Source organism: Vibrio salinus (assembly GCF_021272385.1).
Taxonomy (GTDB): Bacteria; Pseudomonadota; Gammaproteobacteria; order Enterobacterales; family Vibrionaceae; genus Vibrio; species Vibrio salinus.
Window position 1 is genome coordinate 698,170 of the sequence record NZ_JAJSDZ010000005.1, and the last position, 22,322, is coordinate 720,491.

Annotated in this window: 21 protein-coding genes, 3 tRNA genes and 1 pseudogene; 15 read left to right on the plus strand and 10 right to left on the minus strand. The window is 41.9% G+C overall.

Annotated elements, in window-relative coordinates:
* The 6 genes from LRQ06_RS03370 (at position 1) to LRQ06_RS03395 (ending at position 4,707) form a co-directional block, all read left to right on the plus strand.
* Complete coding sequence (locus LRQ06_RS03370) at positions 1-795, plus strand: septal ring lytic transglycosylase RlpA family protein (protein ID WP_232765029.1); 795 nt, start codon at positions 1-3, stop codon at positions 793-795.
* Positions 796-885: 90 nt separating this feature from the next.
* Positions 886-2,064: a serine hydrolase gene (locus LRQ06_RS03375; RefSeq protein WP_232765030.1), complete on the plus strand. Its 1,179-nt coding sequence runs from the start codon at positions 886-888 to the stop codon at positions 2,062-2,064.
* A 119-nt stretch (positions 2,065-2,183) separates the two neighbouring features.
* A complete protein-coding gene (ybeD, locus tag LRQ06_RS03380) occupies positions 2,184-2,462 on the plus strand; it encodes a DUF493 family protein YbeD (protein ID WP_232765031.1) in 279 nt (92 codons plus the stop codon).
* 192 nt (positions 2,463-2,654) lie between these two features.
* Positions 2,655-3,308, plus strand: coding sequence for a lipoyl(octanoyl) transferase LipB (gene lipB, locus LRQ06_RS03385; RefSeq protein WP_232765032.1), 654 nt, complete (start codon positions 2,655-2,657; stop codon positions 3,306-3,308).
* Entirely contained in the window at positions 3,301-4,266 is a 966-nt protein-coding gene (gene lipA / locus LRQ06_RS03390) for a lipoyl synthase (protein ID WP_232765033.1), read from the plus strand. The genes lipB and lipA overlap by 8 nt, the downstream gene beginning before the upstream one ends.
* A gap of 117 nt (positions 4,267-4,383) precedes the next feature.
* Complete coding sequence (locus LRQ06_RS03395) at positions 4,384-4,707, plus strand: hypothetical protein (protein ID WP_232765465.1); 324 nt, start codon at positions 4,384-4,386, stop codon at positions 4,705-4,707.
* A gap of 74 nt (positions 4,708-4,781) precedes the next feature.
* Here the strand turns inward: LRQ06_RS03395 and LRQ06_RS03400 are convergent, their stop codons facing one another.
* The 4 genes from LRQ06_RS03400 to glyA form a co-directional block, all read right to left on the minus strand.
* A complete protein-coding gene (locus LRQ06_RS03400; RefSeq protein ID WP_232765034.1) occupies positions 4,782-6,527 on the minus strand; it encodes an alpha-amylase family glycosyl hydrolase in 1,746 nt (581 codons plus the stop codon).
* An 87-nt stretch (positions 6,528-6,614) separates the two neighbouring features.
* Entirely contained in the window at positions 6,615-7,844 is a 1,230-nt protein-coding gene (locus LRQ06_RS03405; RefSeq protein ID WP_232765035.1) for a glycosyltransferase family protein, read from the minus strand.
* Between the two features lie 69 nt (positions 7,845-7,913).
* Positions 7,914-8,732 (minus strand): HAD-IIB family hydrolase, encoded by an 819-nt coding sequence (locus LRQ06_RS03410; RefSeq protein ID WP_232765036.1) that lies wholly within the window; start codon positions 8,730-8,732, stop codon positions 7,914-7,916.
* A gap of 348 nt (positions 8,733-9,080) precedes the next feature.
* Positions 9,081-10,331, minus strand: a complete 1,251-nt coding sequence (glyA, locus tag LRQ06_RS03415) for a serine hydroxymethyltransferase (protein ID WP_232765037.1) — start codon at positions 10,329-10,331, stop codon at positions 9,081-9,083.
* Between the two features lie 331 nt (positions 10,332-10,662).
* On the opposite strand from glyA, the gene LRQ06_RS03420 reads away from it, so the two are divergent.
* From LRQ06_RS03420 to LRQ06_RS03440, 5 genes are all read left to right on the plus strand, one after another.
* Positions 10,663-11,259 (plus strand): YitT family protein, encoded by a 597-nt coding sequence (locus LRQ06_RS03420; protein WP_232765038.1) that lies wholly within the window; start codon positions 10,663-10,665, stop codon positions 11,257-11,259.
* A gap of 163 nt (positions 11,260-11,422) precedes the next feature.
* Positions 11,423-11,507 (plus strand) — tRNA-Tyr (locus tag LRQ06_RS03425).
* 49 nt (positions 11,508-11,556) lie between these two features.
* Positions 11,557-11,641: transfer RNA gene (locus tag LRQ06_RS03430), tRNA-Tyr, on the plus strand.
* 49 nt (positions 11,642-11,690) lie between these two features.
* Positions 11,691-11,775, plus strand: a tRNA-Tyr gene (locus tag LRQ06_RS03435).
* 200 nt (positions 11,776-11,975) lie between these two features.
* A complete protein-coding gene (locus LRQ06_RS03440) occupies positions 11,976-12,227 on the plus strand; it encodes a DUF2999 family protein (protein ID WP_232765039.1) in 252 nt (83 codons plus the stop codon).
* An 87-nt stretch (positions 12,228-12,314) separates the two neighbouring features.
* Here the strand turns inward: LRQ06_RS03440 and treC are convergent.
* The 4 genes and pseudogenes from treC to gmhB all read right to left on the minus strand — a co-directional run bounded on the left by treC (position 12,315) and on the right by gmhB (position 17,232).
* Positions 12,315-14,022 (minus strand): annotated as a pseudogene (gene treC / locus LRQ06_RS03445) (alpha,alpha-phosphotrehalase).
* 29 nt (positions 14,023-14,051) lie between these two features.
* Positions 14,052-15,488 (minus strand): PTS trehalose transporter subunit IIBC, encoded by a 1,437-nt coding sequence (gene treB / locus LRQ06_RS03450; protein ID WP_232765040.1) that lies wholly within the window; start codon positions 15,486-15,488, stop codon positions 14,052-14,054.
* A gap of 193 nt (positions 15,489-15,681) precedes the next feature.
* The gene (gene treR / locus LRQ06_RS03455) at positions 15,682-16,626 is read right to left on the minus strand and encodes a trehalose operon repressor TreR (RefSeq protein ID WP_232765041.1); all 945 of its coding nucleotides are present in this window, start codon (positions 16,624-16,626) and stop codon (positions 15,682-15,684) included.
* Positions 16,627-16,674: 48 nt separating this feature from the next.
* Entirely contained in the window at positions 16,675-17,232 is a 558-nt protein-coding gene (gene gmhB / locus LRQ06_RS03460; RefSeq protein ID WP_232765042.1) for a D-glycero-beta-D-manno-heptose 1,7-bisphosphate 7-phosphatase, read from the minus strand.
* Between the two features lie 213 nt (positions 17,233-17,445).
* Here gmhB and metN point away from each other — a divergent pair, with 213 nt between their 5' ends.
* From metN to LRQ06_RS03475, 3 genes are read left to right on the plus strand one after another with little or no spacing between them, the layout of a single operon-like run.
* On the plus strand, positions 17,446-18,480 hold the full coding sequence (gene metN / locus LRQ06_RS03465; protein WP_232765043.1) for a methionine ABC transporter ATP-binding protein MetN: 1,035 nt from the start codon (positions 17,446-17,448) through the stop codon (positions 18,478-18,480).
* Entirely contained in the window at positions 18,470-19,147 is a 678-nt protein-coding gene (locus tag LRQ06_RS03470) for a methionine ABC transporter permease (protein WP_232765044.1), read from the plus strand. Before metN ends, LRQ06_RS03470 begins: the two co-directional genes overlap by 11 nt.
* Positions 19,148-19,178: 31 nt before the next feature.
* Positions 19,179-19,988, plus strand: a complete 810-nt coding sequence (locus LRQ06_RS03475) for a MetQ/NlpA family lipoprotein (RefSeq protein WP_232765045.1) — start codon at positions 19,179-19,181, stop codon at positions 19,986-19,988.
* A gap of 55 nt (positions 19,989-20,043) precedes the next feature.
* Here LRQ06_RS03475 and LRQ06_RS03480 read toward each other — a convergent pair whose 3' ends face one another.
* Together LRQ06_RS03480 and syd are read right to left on the minus strand one after the other, a co-directional pair.
* Positions 20,044-20,823: a Zn-ribbon-containing protein gene (locus LRQ06_RS03480; RefSeq protein ID WP_232765046.1), complete on the minus strand. Its 780-nt coding sequence runs from the start codon at positions 20,821-20,823 to the stop codon at positions 20,044-20,046.
* Positions 20,824-20,829: 6 nt separating this feature from the next.
* Complete coding sequence (syd, locus tag LRQ06_RS03485) at positions 20,830-21,375, minus strand: SecY-interacting protein (protein ID WP_232765047.1); 546 nt, start codon at positions 21,373-21,375, stop codon at positions 20,830-20,832.
* A 100-nt stretch (positions 21,376-21,475) separates the two neighbouring features.
* Between syd and queF the strand changes: the two genes are divergently transcribed.
* Complete coding sequence (gene queF / locus LRQ06_RS03490; RefSeq protein WP_232765048.1) at positions 21,476-22,321, plus strand: NADPH-dependent 7-cyano-7-deazaguanine reductase QueF; 846 nt, start codon at positions 21,476-21,478, stop codon at positions 22,319-22,321.
* Position 22,322 lies beyond the last annotated feature (1 nt).

A 22,322-nucleotide genomic window follows, 5' to 3' on the forward strand; every position in this document is an offset into this window, starting at 1 on the left:
ATGAATTTAAGACTCCCATTTTTCTGCTGTTTTTCTCTGGCGATGTTAGCCGGTTGTAGTAGTTCCGGCCCTGATGGACGATATGATATCGATGACGATATTGCTCCCGATAAACCCATATCTGTTGAACATATTGAAGATGCCAACCCGAAATATGAGCCCTATAGTATCGGCGGTAACCGTAATTACACTGTTTTAGGAAAGTCTTATAAGGTACTGAGAACAACAGAAGGATTTAAACAAAAGGGGAAAGCCTCATGGTATGGAAAAAAATTCCATGGACATAAAACGTCAAACGGCGAAATCTACGATATGTATTCCATGACGGCTGCACACAAGACCTTACCAATACCAAGTTATGTCAAAGTGACCAATCTGGACAACGGAAAGACCGCCATTGTCAGAATTAATGATCGGGGACCATTCCATACCGGGCGCATCATTGATCTGAGCTATGCTGCTGCATACAAATTAGGCGTGGTTCAGACAGGGACAGCTAACGTTGAAATCGAAGCCATCTCTACGCCTGAAAAGCAGAACTCCGGTACTTCAAGAACAAAGCATGGCTATATAATTCAGGTCTTTTCATCAAAATATATGAACAACTCCCGAACTTTATCACAAAATCTAAGTCATAAGTTATCGGTGGCAAGTTTTGTTGATGACACAGATGGCTATCACCGGGTTTTTCTGGGACCATTTCAAGATTATGGTCTGACAGAAAAAACACTTGAGCAAGTGAAGTCACTTGGCTATCAAACTGCATTTATCAAGAAACAAAATGAAACGCAATAAACTGGCAGGTAATTACTTTCCGTGAATAACTGTTAACACAAATTGTTTCTGATAAGATATCCATAACAGATAATAAATATCGTATTAACCATGAAAAAAAATACTGCTATAACTTCTTTTCTTGCAGCTTCCGTTGCTTTATCCGCCACACTTTCATCTTCAGTAAGTGCTGCTCCAATTGTCGTACCCGATCCACCGCAAATTGCGGCCAAAGGTTACGTATTAATGGATTATCATTCGGGTAAAATATTAGCTCAGAAAGAAATGAATACTAAGCTTGCTCCCGCCAGTCTGACAAAAATGATGACCAGTTATGTCATTGGTCAGGAAATTGCCCGGGGCAATATCTCTAACGATGATGATGTCGTTGTAAGCAAAAAAGCGTGGGCCAAGAACTTCCCCGATTCATCTAAGATGTTTATCGAGGTTGGAACTACGGTAAAAGTACGTGATTTAAATCAGGGAATTATTGTCCAATCAGGAAATGATGCCTGTGTCGCTATGGCCGAACATGTTGCTGGTTCAACCGATGCCTTTGTTGATCTAATGAACGCCTGGGCCAGCACTTTAGGTATGAAAAATACGCATTATACTAATGTTCATGGCTTAGATGATCCAAACCTGTATTCAACTCCGTACGACTTAGCTTTACTTGGACAGGCCCTGATCCGTGATGTTCCAAATGAATACAAAATCTACGCAGAGAAAAAGTTCACGTATAACGGGATCACTCAGTACAACCGCAACGGCCTGTTGTGGGATAAGAGCATGCACGTTGATGGTATAAAAACAGGCCACACCAGCGGTGCAGGGTATAACCTGGTAAGCTCAGCAACAGAAGGTAACATGCGTCTCATATCTGTTGTGATGGGAACGCACAGCAGCGACGCAAGAAAATCCGAAAGTAAAAAGCTTCTCAGCTACGGGTTCCGCTTCTTTGAAACAGTAGCACCGCATAAAGCCGGTGAAACCTTTATCAAAGAACGCGTCTGGATGGGCGATAAAGATCAGGTCGCATTAGGCGTTGCTAAAGATACCTATGTGACACTTCCACGCGGCCAGGCCAAAAACTTAAAAGCAAGTTTTGTCTTGGAAAAAGAGTTGGAAGCACCGATTAAGAAAGGAGAAGTCGTTGGTAAATTGTACTATCAGTTGGATGGCAAAGACGTTGCACAATATCCCCTCATTTCTTTAGAAAATGTGCAGAAAGGCGGAGTGTTCAGTCGCCTTTGGGATTACATTGTTTTGCTATTCAAAGGCTTGTTCTAACTAATCCGGGAAACAGATAAAAAAGCCACCCCAGGTGGCTTTTTCTTTGGCTTGAGATTATTAAAAATAACCAGTAGTATGCACGCAAACGTGTTACAGACCAATTGGGGTATCGGAAAATGTTAACAATTAACTCAGACGCAAAATTAAAAGACCTGCTTGAGTTCCCTTGTTCTTTTACATATAAAGTAATGGGGCATGCAAAACCAGAACTTCCGGACTTGGTCATTGAAGTGATTCAGCGCCACGCTCCCGGCGATTACACCCCGGTCATTAAACCAAGCGCTAAAGGAAACTATCATTCCGTTTCTGTTAATATAACCGCAACATCTATTGAACAGGTTGAAACCTTATACAAAGAACTCGGTGAAATTGACATTGTGAGAATGGTGTTATAAGCATCAAAAATTAAAATATTTTTAATTATTAAAATTTATTTTAAAGCAGCTTTAGCTGCTTTTCTTTTATTTTTCAGACAAATAGAAACACCCACTCTTTTCGAAAGGTAAAAAGTTGTCATTCAGTAGTAGTGAGATAACGGATTCGCGTTTATAATCTTTTTACTTTATAAATCAGCACGGGCATCTTAAATGAATAACGAACTCATCGTAAAATACCTTGGCCGGCAAGATTATTCACCTATCTTAGATGCGATGCACCGCTTTACCGACCAACGTACCGATGAAACAATTGACGAAATCTGGTTAGTCGAACATAACCCCGTATTTACTCAGGGTCAGGCTGGCAAACCGGAACATATTTTAGATGCTGGTGATATTCCCATAATCCAAAGTGACAGAGGCGGCCAGGTGACCTATCATGGACCGGGTCAGATTGTTGTGTATTTTATGATCAACCTACGCCGAAAAAAAATTGGGGTCAGAGAGCTGGTAACGCACATAGAAAACATGGTTATTAATACATTAAAACATTACAGTATTAATTCAAATGCACGCTCCGATGCACCAGGCGTTTATGTCAGTGGGAAAAAGATTTGCTCGCTTGGACTAAGAATACGAAAAGGCTGCTCGTTTCACGGGCTTGCTCTAAACGTGAATATGGATCTATCTCCTTTTCATAGAATCAACCCATGTGGATACCAGGGACTGGAGATGGTCCAGATAAAAGATCTCAACGGTCCTGAAGATATAACAATAGTAGAAAAGCAATTAATTTCGGAACTGGTAGCGACATTAAGCTACGATAAAGTCACCTACAGCACAGAAGTAATGAATCATGAGTAAACCAATTCAGATGGAAAAAGGCGTTAAATACCGTGACGCTGACAAAATGGCACTAATTCCTGTCAAGAATATGCCTGACGAACAGAAAGAGGTTCTTCGCAAACCTGAATGGATGAAAATCAAACTGCCGACAGACAGTAAGCGCATTCGCGATATAAAAGATGCGATGCGAAAAAACAACCTGCACTCGGTATGCGAAGAAGCGTCTTGCCCTAATCTGGCCGAATGCTTCCATCATGGTACTGCCACTTTTATGATTTTAGGGGCCATTTGTACTCGTCGCTGCCCCTTCTGTGATGTCGCTCATGGCCGTCCATTAACACCTGATATAGAAGAACCTCAAAAACTGGCTCAGACGATTCAGGATATGAATCTGAAGTACGTCGTTATCACATCTGTTGACCGGGATGACCTGCGTGATGGTGGAGCTAAGCATTTTGCAGATTGTAATCAAGCGATAAGGGAAAAAAGTCCCGGCATAAAAATTGAAACACTTGTTCCGGATTTTCGTGGTCGTATGGATCGGGCCCTGGAAGAATTACATGACAATCCACCCGATGTTTTCAATCATAATTTAGAAACAGCGCCACGCCTTTACCGAAAAGTTCGCCCGGGGGCTAACTATCAGTGGTCGTTAAATCTACTTAAAAAGTTCAAAGAGCAGCACCCGACGGTTCCAACGAAATCCGGATTAATGATGGGATTGGGTGAAACAAAAGAAGAAATCATCGAGGTTTTAAAAGATCTACGAGCTCATGGTGTTACCATGTTAACTCTGGGGCAATACCTGGCACCCAGCCGCCATCATTTACCCGTTGAACGTTATGTCCCACCAGAAGAGTTTGATGAGCTGAAACAAATTGCTTTAGATCTGGGTTTCACACATGCAGCTTGTGGTCCGTTTGTGCGTTCTTCGTATCACGCAGATTTACAGGCAAAAGGCGAAGAAGTTAAATAAAATATCTTTTTCCTGCAACAAATATCCATATTTGACTTAGATTTGTTGAAAGTCAGTGTGTTGTTTTATAGTCTTTAAGTAATTGACAGGACTTATCAAGGAATAGTTATGAAAATTTTGAGTGCCTTAGGCCTATTGTCTGCCGGTATTTTGTTAGCTGGCTGTGCTACTAATACAAAAGAAGACAATTATCGTGAGGCATCATTCGAGCTATGCAACACTGATGTAAAAATTTACTCTCTTGATGACGCCGGACGTGTCCGTATCGTCTGCGCTGATGGCTCTAAATTTGCTCTGAAAAAAGAATCCACACTGGATGTAATGAGGAACATTAACATCGAATACTGTGATGGTGAAGGACTTGGCAAATTCACGGAAAGCGACAAATATTATCTGTTTAAATGTAAGTCCGGTACCACTCTGAGTATCACAAAAGACTAGTCACATTTTATCTGATAATTTGTCGGAAAGTTAAAGCAGCTCATAATTATCTGAGCTGCTTTTTTATTTAAGATTCAAGCTCGCTTTTTATTTGCCAACCACAAAAACTGATATGGCATAAGAGTCACTTTTGCCAAACGATCCTCATAAACCTGATCGGTCAGTAAATCTGTCCAGTCATCCGTTGCAATCAGATTCAGCTCAGACAGATTAAATGACTGTGGCTCACTGGTAATATTAAAAATAGCGAATAAACTCTGCTGCCTGCCCAGACTTTGCCGCCAGAAAGCAAATAAACTGTCTCCCATATGCATGATATATTGCGTTGCATTTGGATGAAAAGCCGGTTGAGCACGGCGGATCTTTGCTAAACGGGTTATAGCATTAAATACTTTGTGATGATGAGTATCACTGTTTAGTGCCTCATTCAACTCTTTCATATCCCAGATATGCCGGTTAATCGAACGGAACTGCCCGGTATTTTCTACCCGTTCATTATCATTTTCAGTTCCCAGCAATGAATGAATATAAAAAGCCGGTACCCCCTCTAATGCCATCTGGATTCCTGCCGCACACACAAAACGGGCAAACTGCCACTGATCAGGGCCAGACTGCACAGAACCACTTAACGCATCCCAAAGGCTAATATTAATTTCATAGGGCTTCGCTTCACCGTCAGGCGTCGTTCTTGAACTGATTCTTCCACCAAACTTCTTCATCGTATTTATCAGCGAATCCAGCTCCCACTCTGATAACAAACCCTCAGTCGGACGTAATCCAATACCGTCATGAGAAGCCACAAAGTTCAGATAAGTCGTTCCCTGCTGAGCCGGCGGCATGTGCATCAGCCAGCTTTTCAGGTGGGCACAACTCCCGGTCACAAGCGTATTAATCAGTAACGGGGGCAATGAGAAATTATAAATCAGATGCGCTTCATTCGCGTTACCAAAATACGTCAGGTTTTCCTGATTCGGAATGTTCGTTTCGGTGATAATCACGGCATTCGGAGCCCAATGCTCAATAAGAAGCCTGAGCAACCGAATCATTTCATGAGTATTCGGTAAATTAATACAACTGGTCCCGGGAGATTTCCATAAAAAAGCAACGGCATCCAGCCTGAACCAACGAATTCCTTTATCCAGATACAGCCGGATAATACCCAGAAATTCCAGTAATACTTCCGGATTCTCGAAATTCATATCAATCTGATCATGACTGAATGTGCACCAGACATATTTCACACCATCTTTAGTCTGAACTTCTCGTAATAAAGGGGATGTTCTGGGGCGGACAACGTTACTCAAATCAGATTCAGGATCCGCTTCATAAAAATATCCCTTGCCCGGTGACTGATTCGACTTATAGTTTTCAAACCACATACTCCGGCTGGAACAGTGGTTGATGACCAAATCGCCCATCACTTTAAAACGTTTGGCAATTTCAGTGACATCGACCCACTGGCCACTGGAAGGATTCACACTAGTATAATCAATGACACTGAATCCATCATCGGAGCTGTATGGGAAAAACGGCAATAAATGGACAACAGATACCGATTCACTTAACCGGCTTTTTAAAAAATGATTTAACGTATCGAGAGGTGCTTTTCCTTTCTCCCGTAATGAGTCTGCATAAGTGATCAGCATAATATCGGACTGATTCCACAAATTCCGGTGTGGCTTCGGAGACTCCGTATCTGGCTCAAGATGAAATATTGATAAACATTGCCGGGCTAATACCCCGGTATCCATGTGAGGATACAACACCTGTAAATGACCAATCAAACGCTGCTCTAAATGAGAGGGCGCACTATTTTCCATAATATCCAGCCTTTATCTCAGTAAATCAGTAAATCACGTTACTTTTCCTTGTTCAATACACGGCATTACCGGCTCAGAACGTCTCTCTTATTCAGCCGGACCGAATTCCTTCATATCGAGCTCCACCTGCCTTTCCAGCTGATTAAGAACATTAGGAAATGCACTCATAACCCTGTTCCAGCAAGGCATAAATGGCGCTTCCATCGGACTGTCCAAATACATTTCTCCCGCTTTCATAATATTTCCGGCAAATAATTCAACGGTTTTCTCTTCCAGATGAGTGTCCAGTTTTAAGCCATTAATTACCGCATCATTCCTATATGCATCCACATAATCTAACGCTATACGATAGTAACTGGCTTTAATTGAACGGAAGGTTTCCTGGTTAAAAATAATGCCATGTGTCGCCAGCTTCCGGAAAACAGCTTTGGTAATATCGATAGACATTTTAGAAAGTCCGCCATCATCATTGTCCGCAGAAAGATTCTGATGTTTATGATCATAAGCGTCGGCAATATCAACCTGACAAAGACGGTTGGTGGAATAATTCATATACATTTCACTCAATACGCCAACTTCCAGCCCCCAATCACTGGGTATCCGTAAATCCGTCATCACATCTCGTCTAAACGAAAATTCACCAGCAAGCGGATAAAGATAACTATCCAGATATTCAAGATAATCCAGATGACCAAATACCTTTTTCAACGAACGAATCAATGGCGTGACTAACAAACGACTGACCCGACCATTCAGTTTGCCACCCGCTATCCGGGCATAATAGCCTTTGCAAAACTCATAATTAAAGTTCGGATTAGCAACGGGGTAAATCAACCTTGCAAGCAAACCTCGGTCATATGTGACAATATCACAATCATGCATAGCAACCGATTCCGCTTTCCCTGTTGCTAAGGTATATCCCATACAGAACCACACATTACGACCTTTACCCGGTTCAGTCGGGGAAAGTTCTTCACTTTTCAAAATTTCATCAATGGCCTTTAATCTGGGACCGTCATTCCATAGAACACGGGTTCTTTGTGGTAAAACTGAGAAGAATTTCAGAGCGTCTCTGTACTGTTCCTCAGTAGCCCGGTCGAGCCCTATTACGATTTCACTCAGATAAGGAACTTTTTTCAGATGTTCGATTATATTAGGCATCGCCTCGGTCTCCAGTTCAGAATAGAGACATGGCAAAATAAGAGACATCGAACGTGTTTTCGCGAATTCACAGAGTTCTTCTTCCAGTTCTTCTATCGGGCGGTCTGATAAATTGTGCAGAGTGGTTACAATTCCGTTTTGATAAAAGTCACCCATTGTAGATCTCCTAAATTAGTTAACTGCTATATATCCAGACTAAACTTGTCCGTTGTTATCACTACTGGCTTACAATTCCTCCTGATTCAAAATTCGTTCAATCTCCTGACTCCATCCTGACGGACCATAACCTTTCGATATGTGAGCATCACCCCGGTTTGGGATAATAGGAGGATTATGTACAGGGGAACGAACAATAACCGGGATATCTACCATTCTCAACATATCGACGTCATTCTCACCATCGCCGAGAGCAACCGTAACAACAGGCTGATTCCAGATGGATTGATAAGCTTGTGTCAGCCAGTTCATTGCCGTAGATTTATCACAGGATTCTCCCATTAAATGAGCAAAACGCCCTCCTTTCTGAACCTGAATTCCTAATGGTTTCAGCTTATTTCTAAATAGGGCTAATTCTTCGTCACTGCCATTCCAGACTAAGGGTTCCGTATATTCCCGCGCCATCGCCAACGCGGCATTGTCATGATGTAGCCCCGTCAAATCCACAATGTCCTGAACGGTTAAATCATTAAATCCGATAAAGCGAAACTCTTCTTTAAACCGGTTAGCTGCACTAATTAGCATTTTCCGCTCAGGTCCAAATGCTTTACACCAATAATCTCCGACATCAATAAGAGACGGATCATTCAATCTGACAATGGATTTCGGAATATAAACTGCAGCACCATTTTCAGTAATGAATGGGTGGTGGTGATTCAGCTGACGACGAAGATCGGCAAGTTCAACAAATGTTTTACTTGTATTCAGTATCCAGGGAATACTTCGGTTTTCTAACATTTCAATAGCAGGTAACGCCGCTTCGAAACTGTAGGTATAATGGTCGAGTAAAGTACCGTCCAGATCAGAATATATTATCAGTTTAGTCATGAAATTTAACTGGTACACACACCAACCTAACCGGTGATGAATACCTCTCCTTATTCATTGTTATCGTCGGTAAAATCAAAACCAGAGTTTCAAACTTACCTGAAAAATAAAAGCAAGTATCAAGCCAACTAAAAAACGTAGTGATACTGTAAAGTATAACCAAAACCCGTTTATTTTGATTACAAAAACAGCAACATTTAAAACCATATAGGAGTATTTGCACTAAAACAATGCAATTCATGACTGGAAAGGAAAAATAGACAATAAAAAACCCAGACTACTGTCTGGGTTTTTTCCTGATAAGAATTCTGATTACCTTAATAAGGTACTAGCAAACCAGTATGCGTGTTATGCGTAAACAGGAAGACGTTTACAAATTTCCAACACTTTTTCTTTGGTTGCATTTATCACATTATCGTCATTGACGTTATCAAGAACATCACACATCCAGTTAGCCAGATTTTTAGCGTCATCAACCGTAAAGCCACGACGGGTAATAGCTGGTGAACCGACACGAATACCGGATGTTACAAATGGGCTGCGAGGGTCATTGGGTACTGAGTTTTTATTTACAGTAATGTTCGCAGCGCCTAATGCAGCATCTGCTTCTTTACCGGTAATTCCTTTATCAATCAAATCGACAAGGAATAGGTGATTTTCTGTACCGTTAGAGACAATTTTATACCCACGAGACTGGAACTCAGAAACCATTGCTTTGGCATTTTCAACGACACGTTCCTGATATGCTTTAAACTCAGGTTCCATCGCTTCCTTAAACGCAACAGCCTTGGCCGCGATAACATGCATTAACGGACCACCCTGACCACCAGGAAAAACAGCTGAATTCAGTTTCTTATACATTTCTTCACCGGCATCAGACAAAATCAGACCGCCGCGTGGACCTGCCAGTGTTTTATGTGTTGTCGTACTAACAACATGAGCAAAAGGAACAGGAGATGGGTAAACGCCAGCGGCAATCAAACCGGCCACATGCGCCATATCAACAAACAAATACGCGCCAACTTTATCGGCAATTTCACGCATCCGTTTCCAGTCAACAACCTGAGAATATGCTGAGAAACCGCCAATAATCATTTTTGGTTTATGCTCAAGAGCAAGCGCTTCCATCTCATCATAGTTGATTTGGCCATCTTCATCGATACCATATGGAATCACATTATAGTGCTTACCAGAAAAGTTAACCGGAGAACCATGAGTAAGGTGACCACCGTGGGCAAGGCTCATACCAAGAACGGTATCACCCGGATTTAACAATGCCATATACACTGCACTGTTTGCCTGAGAACCTGAGTGCGGCTGTACATTAGCATAGCCACATCCGAATAGCTGACAAGCACGTTCAATGGCCAGAGCTTCTGCTTTATCAACATACTCACAACCACCATAATAACGTTTGCCAGGGTACCCTTCTGCATACTTATTGGTTAACTGAGATCCCTGTGCTTCCATTACACGAGGGCTGGTATAGTTTTCGGAAGCGATTAATTCAATATGCTCTTCCTGACGAAGAGTTTCTTCCTGAATAGCTGCAAATAGCTCTGGATCATAATCAGCGATATTCATATCACGCTTAAGCATCTGTATCTCCTGACTCAGATTAACTGAATGGTTTAAACGGCTCTGCGACCTTACGCAAACGTTTTCGTCAACGAATTGGCGGGTATTTTACATAAATTGATATGTGTCATAAAGTACAAATTACGCATTTTATCATGCAGAATTTTCATGATCGTAATGTAAACTTAATTTGACCAATCCGGGACCTTCAAAACAGCCGTGTCAATTTCAGGCATTTACACCTGTAAAACATTAGTTACATAGATTTACCTGAATTTCATCGCCACGGCTACCTAAATTTTGCACTTTTCCATACTATCTGGATTTCAATATCCAAAAAACAGATTCGAACATGGAAAAACACACCAGAAAAGAAGATATCATCGCAATTTTGACCGGAACCTTTGTCTTTTCCCAGGGTATCCTTTTCCTTCAGGCCGGTCAGCTGGTTACCGGTGGGACGGCAGGATTGGCATTACTACTCACCCACCTAACCTCTTTGTCATTTGGCGTTCTTTATTTTTGGGTAAATTTGCCCTTTTACATTCTGGCATGGAAACGATTCGGTCCGGTTTTTTCCATCAGCACGGCAATTGCCTGTGCCATTGTATCAATTTTCTCCGATTACCTTTCTTATTTCATTTCGGTAGCCAGCCTGAATGCAGCGTATTGTGCTATTACCGGAGGCATCCTGATGGGACTCGGCATGTTAATCTTATTTCGCCACCGGGCAAGCCTGGGGGGGTTTAATGTTTTTTGTTTGTACATTCAGGATAAATTCGGTATTTCCATTGGGAAAACACAGGTTTGCATCGACAGCTCAATCGTCATTGCTTCATTTATCTATTTACCCTACGAAACCGTCTTTTGTTCTGTATTAAGTGTTGTTTTTCTGAACATTGTTTTAGGCATGAATCATAAGCCAGGCCGCTATATTGTAAGCTATTAAACAAAGACATGTGTACTTAACATCCTAATCTGGCTGCCTTTGCCTAAAAAGGCAGCATTCAAGCTAAAAATCTAAGAAAACGCTTTACACAATGACCGAGTTTGTTATGATTCGCTCCGCACTCACTTGATGGTACGGGAAACATTAAGTGTTTAAATACCCTGGAGGGGTTCCCGAGTGGCCAAAGGGAGCAGACTGTAAATCTGCCGGCTCCGCCTTCGATGGTTCGAATCCGTCCCCCTCCACCATATTTCATTTGACTGAATAATCAGTCAGATACAAAAAGTTAAACACTCTGGAGGGGTTCCCGAGTGGCCAAAGGGAGCAGACTGTAAATCTGCCGGCTCCGCCTTCGATGGTTCGAATCCGTCCCCCTCCACCATATTTCGTTTGACTGAATAGTCAGTCAGATACAAAAAGTTAAACACTCTGGAGGGGTTCCCGAGTGGCCAAAGGGAGCAGACTGTAAATCTGCCGGCTCCGCCTTCGATGGTTCGAATCCGTCCCCCTCCACCATATTCCAAAGCCTGACATTCGTCAGGCTTTTTTTATATGAGCAATTTCCTCAAAATACATCACAGATAAAAGATACAATGTGTCATTCTCTACCATCTCAAAAATAAAGCAAAAAGCGTGCAGCAACAGTTATCGGTACAATCCGGTAAAACCTAATGTTAAACTGTTCCCCTATTTTTTAAGTAATAAAAGGTCAGACAATGAATCCGATTCTTGCAATGTTGAAAGAGAATAATATTAGTGATGAAAAGATCCATGAACTTTTTCAGGCATTAACGCAAAATCCGCTGGCAGCAATGGCAACACTCAGTCAATTAAATTTGCCTCAGGATAAGCTTCAGATATTAATGGGTCAGGTAATGCAAAATCCGGCTCTTATAAAAGAAGCAGTCGAAGAATTAGGGTTGGATTTTTCAAAAGTTGAAGAAGCCAAAGAACGCCTTCAGCAATAAAAACATAAATAGTTCTTCAGGAAATGGCCATTATTGAATAACAGGCTCAGACCTGACATAGCATCAGGTCTGAGTATTAGCTAGTCCTTAATCGGTTGACGTCCAGTCAGCATACTTTTCTACCAGAATAACTCTTGTTTCATAGGGCCTTAGTAACTGGATTTTCTCAACTTCAGACTGTTCGATACCTGAATAATTTCCCAGTACATACCGGGCATTTGTCAGTGTAACTGACTCAGGTAATTTACACTCGGTCGTTTTGTCATAAAAATTGTTTAAACAAATTAGCTGCTGATCGGGATTTGATCTCTGATAACCAAAAACCTTCGGGTGTTCAGGGTATAAATCAAGATAATCACCTGAGGTAATCACATCTATCTCTTTTCGCATCTTAATCAGTTTCTTATAGAAATAGAAAACTGAGCACTCATCTTTTAATGCATTTTCTACATTAATGTCCCGGTAATTATCCGCTACAGGAATCCAGGGGCTCACTGAACTGAACCCTGAATGATCATCAGCATTCCACTGCATCGGCGTTCGTGAGTTATCCCGGGAACGTTCAGAAAGAATTGACATCATTTCCTGCTCTGAAACCCCATCATAATTCACCATAATGTCATACATATTGATGCTTTCAACATCACGATACTCAGAGATCTGAGAAAAATGAGGATTCGTCATACCAATCTCTTCCCCCTGATAGATGTATGGCGTGCCTTGCATCATATGTAGAGAGGCTGCCAGCATTTTAGCCGACTCAACCCGGTATTCCTTATCATTACCCAGCCGGCTCACCACACGGGGCTGATCATGATTACACCAGAACAGAGCTCCCCACCCTTTTCCATTCAGTCCGGTTTGCCAATAATTGAATATCTGTTTTAGCTTCAAAAAATCAAAAGGTGCCAATGCCCATTTCTCACCATCGGGGTAATCCACTTTAAGATGGTGAAAATTAAATACCATTGACAATTCCCGTCCATCAGAAGATGAATATTGCTGACAATGCTCAAGTGTCGTTGACGACATTTCCCCGACGGTCACACTTCCGTACCGCTTAAAAACCTCGTTACTTATTTCCTGTAAGTACTCATGAACTTTAGGACCATCAGTATAAAAACGGCGGCCATCCCCCGAATCATCATCAGAAAAATGTTGTTCTTTGGAAATCAGGTTAATGACATCAAGCCGGAAACCATCAACTCCTTTTTCAGCCCAGAACCGGATAATATTTTTTACTTCTTCTCTTACTTCTGGATTCTCCCAGTTTAAGTCAGCCTGTTCTTTTGCAAACAGATGAAGATAATATTCTCCTGTGGCTTCATCTAATTCCCATGCACTACCACCAAATTTCGATTGCCAGTTATTCGGCGTTCTGCCATTAACCGGTTTTCGCCAAATATAATAGTCACGGTACGGACTTTCTTTATTCCCCAGTGCATCCTTAAACCATGGATGTTGAGTGGAGGTATGATTGACGACAATATCCATAATAACGGCGATGTCACGCCGGTGCGCGGCCTCCAGAAAGGCCTCAAAATCCGCCATGGTACCGAAGTCCGGTTTAATGGAATAATAATCAGAAATATCATACCCATTGTCTACCATTGGCGAACAGTACACCGGTGTTAACCATACCGCATCAGTCCCCAACAATTTCAGGTAATCTAATTTACTGGCAATTCCACAAATATCCCCCGTCCCCCCCCCCCTGAGTGTCATAAAAGCTTTTAGGATAAATCTGGTATATCGTTGCTTTCTTCCACCAGTTCTTATTACGCTGTTTTATCATCTGAGTTTACTCGTATTTTTATTAACTTTTTAATGTTCTAATTGCTGTGTTTTTACTGCATTCTCTTTTAGCTGAGTCCGTTTAAACATAAAAATGGTTAATATCGCCGGGACAACAATCGCAATTGCCATAGCAAGTAAATAAACACCCCAGAACTGAGGCTTGATCGATAAAATTCCCGGTAAACCACCGACACCAATTCCATTCGCCATTACACCGAAGCTACCACATACTCCGGCAGCCAAAGCACTACCAATCATGGCGCAGAGCATTGGGTATTTATATTTCAGATTTATCCCATACATGGCAGGCTCTGTTACTCCCAGATAGGCAGAAATGGCGGCAGGTATGGAAATATCCCGTTCACCGTTTTTTTTACTGACAAGCACAATGCCTAAAACAGCAGAAGCCTGAGCAATATTGGACAATGCAATTAACGGCCAGATAGGTGTTCCCCCTAAGTCCTGCATAAGCTGCAAATCGACTGCATTGGTAGTATGGTGAATACCGGTAATCACCAAGGGTGCGTAAAGAAAACCAAAAATTATGGCACCAATAACTGCAAACTGTCCTGTCATTGCCGCTTTAGCTGCATAGGCAACCCCATCCCCCAGCATTCGGCCAAACGGACCAATAAAGGCATGAGCAAGAACCACTGAAATAATTAAAGAAACAAATGGGACAACCACAAGATACAAATAAGCCGGAATTATCTTTTTCAGATTCGTTTCAATCAATGCCAATACAACACCGGCCAGCATTGCCGGAATAACCTGAGCCTGATAACCAACTTTTGCAATAGTGAACCAGCCAAAATCCCAAACAGGAGGAACTTGCTGACCGATCAAATAGGCATTCATAAGCTGAGGAGAAACCAGTGTAATACCCAGCGTAATGCCAAGTATCGGTGTTCCCCCTAATTTTTTAACTGTTGACCAACAAACCCCAACAGGAAGGAAGAAAAAGATAGCCTCGCCAATCAACCATAAGAAAGAATGAACACTTGCCCAAAACTGACTGATCTGAGTCAACGTCTGGCCATCGAACATTTTTATGTCACCAATGACATTCCGAAACCCCAGAATCAACCCACCAGTTATAATCGCAGGTAAAAGTGGGACAAAAATTTCGGCTAAATGAGATATCCCACGCTCAAGAATATTCATATTCTGTCTTGCTGCGTTTTTTGCTTCTTCTTTAGATGCTGAGTTTTTCCCGGCCAGATTAATTAGTATGTCGTACACTTCATCAACTTCGGTACCAATCACTACCTGAAATTGCCCTGCATTAGTAAAACATCCTTTAACTAACTTTACTGACTCAAGCAACTTTATATCCGCTATATCGTTATCATTTAATACGAAACGTAATCGGGTTAAACAGTGTGTCACACTTGCGATGTTATCGCGCCCTCCGACCAACTCAATGATGCGTTGCACATCTTGTTGCTGAATATTCTTACTCATAAACTCACCCATTTTTCTGAGGACATCAACAAAGTGGGAACATTCCCACATCCAGTCAGACTCACAAATGGGAATGTTCCCACCTCGTGAAAATGATCACATTTAATGAATGATAAAATAATGAACTAACGACTTAAGTGAACACTTACATTAAATAAAAGTGCTGGCTAGAAGGACAAAAATATAATCTGACTTAAAAATTAGGAGATTGCGTTAAGCAGACACTTCCACATCTGTCTTTTAACTGTTTAATCAGTTGATTAGCAGCATTGGTCCCCGCTTCACGGTACCCCGGATCAATACTGTATACTTTAGGAAACAAAAACGACAGCAGCTCACTGCCCCCAACGCCGGCTACCATTACATCATTACGTTGACACTCCTGAAGCCGTTTTATCACTCCAAGAGCAAGAGTATCACTGGCACAAACGATCGCCTCTGTTTCCGGATGCAAAACCTCATCAACAAGCTGATAAGCACTTTCATACCTCAGCTTCCCTGTCCGATAACAAGGAGACACAGAATATTCATTACACCAGTCTAAATACGCATTTAACCGAAGATACCCTGTCGTTTTATCAATTGGATCCACACCGATATAACTGATATTTCTTAAACTTTTCTTTTTTAAATATTCAAGAATATGGGAAATGACACCGTAATTATCATAATTAATAGAAGAAATACCCACTGCATCCATAGAAATAGTAATAATCCTATGCTTCCACTTTTTCAGGCAATCTGCTTTTAAGCCACTAAAACCGAATAAAACGACACCATCTACCTGACGCTTTTCTAATACCGCTAAATGTTCACTGACTTTATCTGGATCAAACTGGCTTTCCATAATAACGGCATCATAATCATTGGCATAGAATACGTTCAGCATACTACTTACCGCTCTGTTTTCCGAAGGAGAATCAAGCCTGGAAATAATCACGCCAATCACTTTTTGATTCTGTTTTCGCATAGACTGGGCTGACTTAGAAGGCACATAATCGTTATCAGCAATCACTTTCTCAACCTTAGCGCGAGTTTCCGGATTCACCCGCGGGGCATTAGTCAGTACTCTGGAAACGGTGGATTTACTCACCCCAGACAAACGAGCAATATCAAGAATGGTAAGTTTTTTACCCATAGAAAAAAGAACCCAACAATAACTTGCAGAAAGATTTAGTGAACAGCCCTACTTGAGCTTATCCATAAAAGCAGGGACATCACGAATACTATCCAACACAACTGTAGCGATCGCTTCTCCCTTTTCTGTCACTGGTTTCCCTGTACGCACAAGAATTTTTGTACCAACACCGGCAGCTTCGGCCGCCATCAAATCTTCGGCTTTATCACCAACCATAACAGAGTTCGCCATGTCAATTTTCAGGAAATCACGCGCAGATATAAACATGCCGGGCTTAGGTTTACGGCAATCGCAATCTTGCTTGTATTTACCTATCCCCTCATCCGGGTGATGGGGACAGTAGTAGATGCCATCAAATTCAACACCATTATCAATGAAGTTCCAGTCCATCCATTGAGTGAGAGACAAAAAACGCTCTTCACTATAAATACCACGGGCAATTCCGGCCTGATTTGTCACTAAAACCAATAGATATCCCATATTCTGCAACAATTTTGTTGCTTCGAATACGCCTTCGATAAAATCAAAATCATGTTCATCATGAACATAGCCATGGTCAACATTAATCACACCATCTCTATCTAAAAATACGGCTGGTTTTGACAAAATAGGACTCTCTGTATGGAATTTGGATAAATTATTGCACGCTTTATTTCTTTCATCACTATCTAATTACAAATCATTTAGTAAATTTAACCATTTTAGACGTCTAGACGTAAATAAATCTATTGACACGAATGCGTTGAAACCATAGCATCCACTACAGTTTTTAACGAATTGTGACATATTCATCTAATATCCCTGCTTAGGTCGTGTCGAATGATTGAAATTAATCAAGTAAACAAAGTGTTTTATCAAGGCGATAAGGAAATTAACGCCCTAAAAGACATTAATTTAACGATTCAACAGGGAACCGTTTTCGGGGTTATCGGATCATCAGGTGCAGGGAAAAGTACTCTGATCCGCTGTGTAAACATGCTTGAAGCCCCTACTTCCGGTTCCGTTATTGTTGATGGCGTTGATCTTACCAAGCTAAATGTTAAGAAACTGTCGGAAGCCAGACGCAATATTGGAATGATCTTCCAGCACTTTAATCTGCTTTCATCCAGAACCGTTTTTGAAAACATAGCGCTTCCACTGGAACTCGCCGGTAAAGATAAAACTCATATTTCCAGAAAGGTAAATGAACTACTGGAACTTGTCGGTCTCTCAGATAAGAAACAAACCTACCCAGCCAATTTAAGTGGCGGTCAGAAACAGCGGGTTGCTATCGCCAGAGCTTTGGCCTGCGAGCCTAAAGTATTGCTTTGTGATGAAGCAACCAGTGCTTTAGACCCGGCAACAACGCATTCGATTCTGAAGCTGCTAAAAGAAATAAACCGAAAACTCAATATCACCATTTTGCTGATTACGCATGAAATGGATGTGGTCAAAAGCATCTGCCATGAAGTTGCTATCATTGGTGATGGTGAACTGGTCGAAAAAGGGACCGTCGGCGAGATTTTTTCTCATCCCAAAACAGAATTGGCGCATGACTTTATCCGTTCAACACTGGATCTTTCCATTCCGGAAGATTTTCAGGAACGCCTGCATTCAAAGCGGGTAGATGACAGTCATCCGCTTCTTCGGCTGGAATTTACCGGAGCGACCGTCAATGCACCACTGGCCTCTCAAATCTCAAGAAAATTTAATGTGGATATCAATATCTTAAGCTCAGATATCGATTATGCAGGCGGAGTTAAATTCGGTATGTTACTCGCCGAAATGTACGGTACAAAAGAAGATGATGAAGCAGCAATTCAGTATCTTCGCGATCATCATGTAAAAGTTGAGGTATTAGGTTATGTCATTTGATGTTATAGCAAACTGGATAACCCAAAACAGTACCCTGATTTTGGGTGCAACATGGCAAACTATCTATATGGTCGCAGTATCGGGCATCGTTGGATTTGCTGTCGGTATTCCTCTGGGCGTTATCTTGCATATCACAAAAAAAGGCGGACTGGCAGAAAATGTTCGGTTTAACCAGATTCTCGGTGCAATTGTCAACATCGGCCGTTCAGTTCCTTTTCTGGTATTGATGGTAGCGATCATCCCCGTCACGAAATTAATCGTTGGCACGTTTATTGGGACCACTGCAGCCATTGTTCCTTTAACTATCGGTGCGATTCCATTCGTAGCAAGGTTAATAGAAAGTGCATTACTGGAAGTCCCTTCGGGTCTGGTTGAAGCCGCACAGGCGATGGGGGCAAGACCGGTACAGATCATTACAAAAGTGCTTCTGCCCGAAGCATTACCCACTATTCTTAATTCTGTCACCATCACTCTGGTCACTCTGGTCAGCTACTCAGCCATGGCTGGCACCGTTGGCGGTGGAGGTCTCGGGGATGTCGCTATCCGGTATGGATTTTATCGTTACGACATCATCGTCATGGCTGTCACCGTTGTAATGCTTATCGTACTGGTACAAATAATTCAGTCTATCGGTGATGCAATTGTTCGCCGTGTAGACCATAGATAAAACGTATAATTAATTTTTAAAGGAGACGCTCATGAAATTTAGCCTTAAGGGTTTATTCACAATAGCAGCGGTAGCCTCTTCACTCGTTCTGGCGGGTTGTGGCGATAAAACTGCAGAATCGAACAAAATTAAACTCGGCGTGATGGCCGGAGCCGAAGCTCAGGTTGCTGAAGTTGCCAAAAAAGTGGCAAAAGAAAAATACAATCTGGATGTAGAATTAGTGACATTCACTGACTACGTAACACCGAATGCTGCACTGGATGACGGCTCAATTGATATCAATGCATTTCAGCATAAACCTTATCTTGATGCCCAAATGGCTGACCGGGGTTACAAACTGGCGATTGCAGGAAATACATTTGTATACCCTATTGCTGGCTATTCCAAAAAAATTAAATCTGTGGACGAAGTGAAAGACGGCGATCGTATCGCAGTGCCGAACGACCCAACAAACCTTGGCCGTTCTCTTCTGCTTCTACAGAAGCAGGGCCTTATTAAACTAAAAGATAACGTAGGACTGAAAGCCACCGTTGGCGATATCATCGACAATCCAAAACACCTTGAAATTGTTGAGCTTGATGCAGCTCAATTACCTCGCTCTCTCGACGATGTCACCATTGCAGTCATCAACAATACCTTCGCAAGCCAGCTTGATCTGACACCAGATAAAGACGGCCTTTTTGTTGAAGACAAAGATTCTCCATACGTGAATATCATTGTTGCCCGTCAGGACAATGTAAACTCAGAAAATGTGAAAAACTTTGTAAAAGCATACCAGACCGAAGAAGTATACAACGCTGCTTATAAAATCTTTAAAGGCAGTATTGTTAAAGGCTGGTAAGACGATTTATCGATATAACATACAAAAATGGCCGGTTTAATTAACCGGCCATTTTTTATAATTTTAAAAAATCCCAGGATAGATTAGAAACAATCCTGCACTTATCACACCTGAAATGAAAAATATCATGCAACGGTTCGTCCAAACGCCACTCTCCGCCACAACGGGGACAAACGCGTTGCTGTTGTTGTTCTAAGGACGTACCGCCAACCTGATATTGATAATAATACGTCGGTATTTTCGTAATGTATTCAATACGTCCACGCAAATCCCATCCACGACGAAAAAGATCGCTGCTGACATCTGTAATTTCCTTTAATGCAGCATGCTCAGCTCTGCAACCACCGGCCATCTGAAGTTCATCACATGCCTGCCATTCAGTCTGCCATTTGATAACCGACTTATGGTCCCCGTTTAAGGTCGGTGGATTCCGGTATAATGGAATCGGCTGAAAACTATCACCATCACGCAATGGTGAACAGGTGTGAACATACGTTGTATAAAGGATTTGCCATGAAGGCATCCGGTTTTCAGCGGTTTCTTCCGAGTTAAGATCCTGCCCCAATACTCTAACTTTCGGCGCTAATACCGATGCCTGAGTGAGACGGTCAAAACATACCCGAACATAATCGGAATGGTAATCAGGATGCAGACTGTCTTTTTCCGGGCAAACCGCTCTGACAAAAAATTCACCATCACCAACAACAATAGGAAATTCTCTGCCTAATACCTGCCCATTAAAACGCAGCGCCTCCATTAAGCCATTAATGGCTTTCTCTACAGCACTAAACGTCGTGTTATCAAAACACTCAAATTCCAATTCAACAACATACATACTTATTTATACTACCGGTTCTAATTTCATTAAAAACTCAACCAGAGACCTGGCTAAAACCCGGCGTTTTTTCGTTCCTAACGTCTCCAGAATGACCTCTCCGGATACATTACACACTGAAATCACGTCGATATCGGAATCAATCCCCGCAATAAAAACCGTCGGGGGTAATTTTAACCGGGACTGCATAACTAAATGCCCGATAATATTTTCCTGAAGACGTTCAAAATCATCGTCATTCCATACCTGAATTAAAGTCAGTTCTTCTCCCTCATAAGCAGCTGTCATATCACCACTGTAAAAACGACCAAAGAACTGATGGATATCCGGGTGCAGGTCTATTTCCATTGCTTTTTCGATATTTGAGAAATCAGCAACGTTATCTCTTTCCACCGGCTGCCATAAAACCACATCCTGATTCCGTTCGCGCACACATTCAGATGGCCAGTCAGTCAGTTCCCGATCAACGGGATCACATCCATTCTTTTGATTGAATGCCACTGTATACCTTTTGCCAAAGTCATCCAATGCATCTTTGACTGATAAAATCATCGTGATCTCCACTTTAACAGAGCGAATGTCGAGTCAGTAATGACACACGCCCTCAGATTGCGTAAAATTCGACGTATTCTAAACGAAAAGAACGATAAATATGAGTAAATATTCTGACTCCGAAGAACTCAAGGGATTGACTCTAGGCCGTGCAACTGAATATGCAGCCACCTACGACCCAACATTATTGCAACCTGTACCCAGAAAATTAAACCGTGACGACATTAACATATCCGCCCCATTACCTTTTTCTGGTAGTGATGTATGGACGATGTATGAACTTTCCTGGCTCACCTCTAAAGGCCTGCCTCAGGTAGCTATTGGTTACGTAATTATCCCGGCAACAAGTCCGAATCTCATCGAGTCTAAGTCATTCAAACTCTACCTCAACAGCTTTAATCAGACTAAATTCGAAAGCTGGGAAGAAGTTCACGACACACTTGTAAACGATCTTACCTCTTGTGCCGGTGAAATGGTTTCTGTCGAAATTCACTCTGTAGATAACTTTACTCATCAGCATATCGTCGCAATGGAAGGCGAATGTATCGATCATCAGGACATTGAAATCGACGGATATGAATTTGATGCTGGGTTACTTGAGAATGCTACCGGAGAGGAATGGGTATCGGAAACACTTCATAGCCACCTTCTTAAATCAAACTGCCTGATCACCAAACAGCCTGACTGGGGAAGTGTCGAAATTTCTTACGAAGGGAAACGGATTAATCAGGAAGCACTTCTGCGCTATATTGTATCATTCAGACAACATAATGAATTTCACGAACAATGTGTTGAGCGCATTTTCACAGATATTATGCGCCAGTGCTCTCCGGAAAAATTAACCGTCTATGCCCGTTATACCCGTCGGGGTGGACTGGATATCAATCCATACCGTTCAACGGAAAATGCATGCCCGTCTAATTTATTACGAATGGCCAGACAATAAA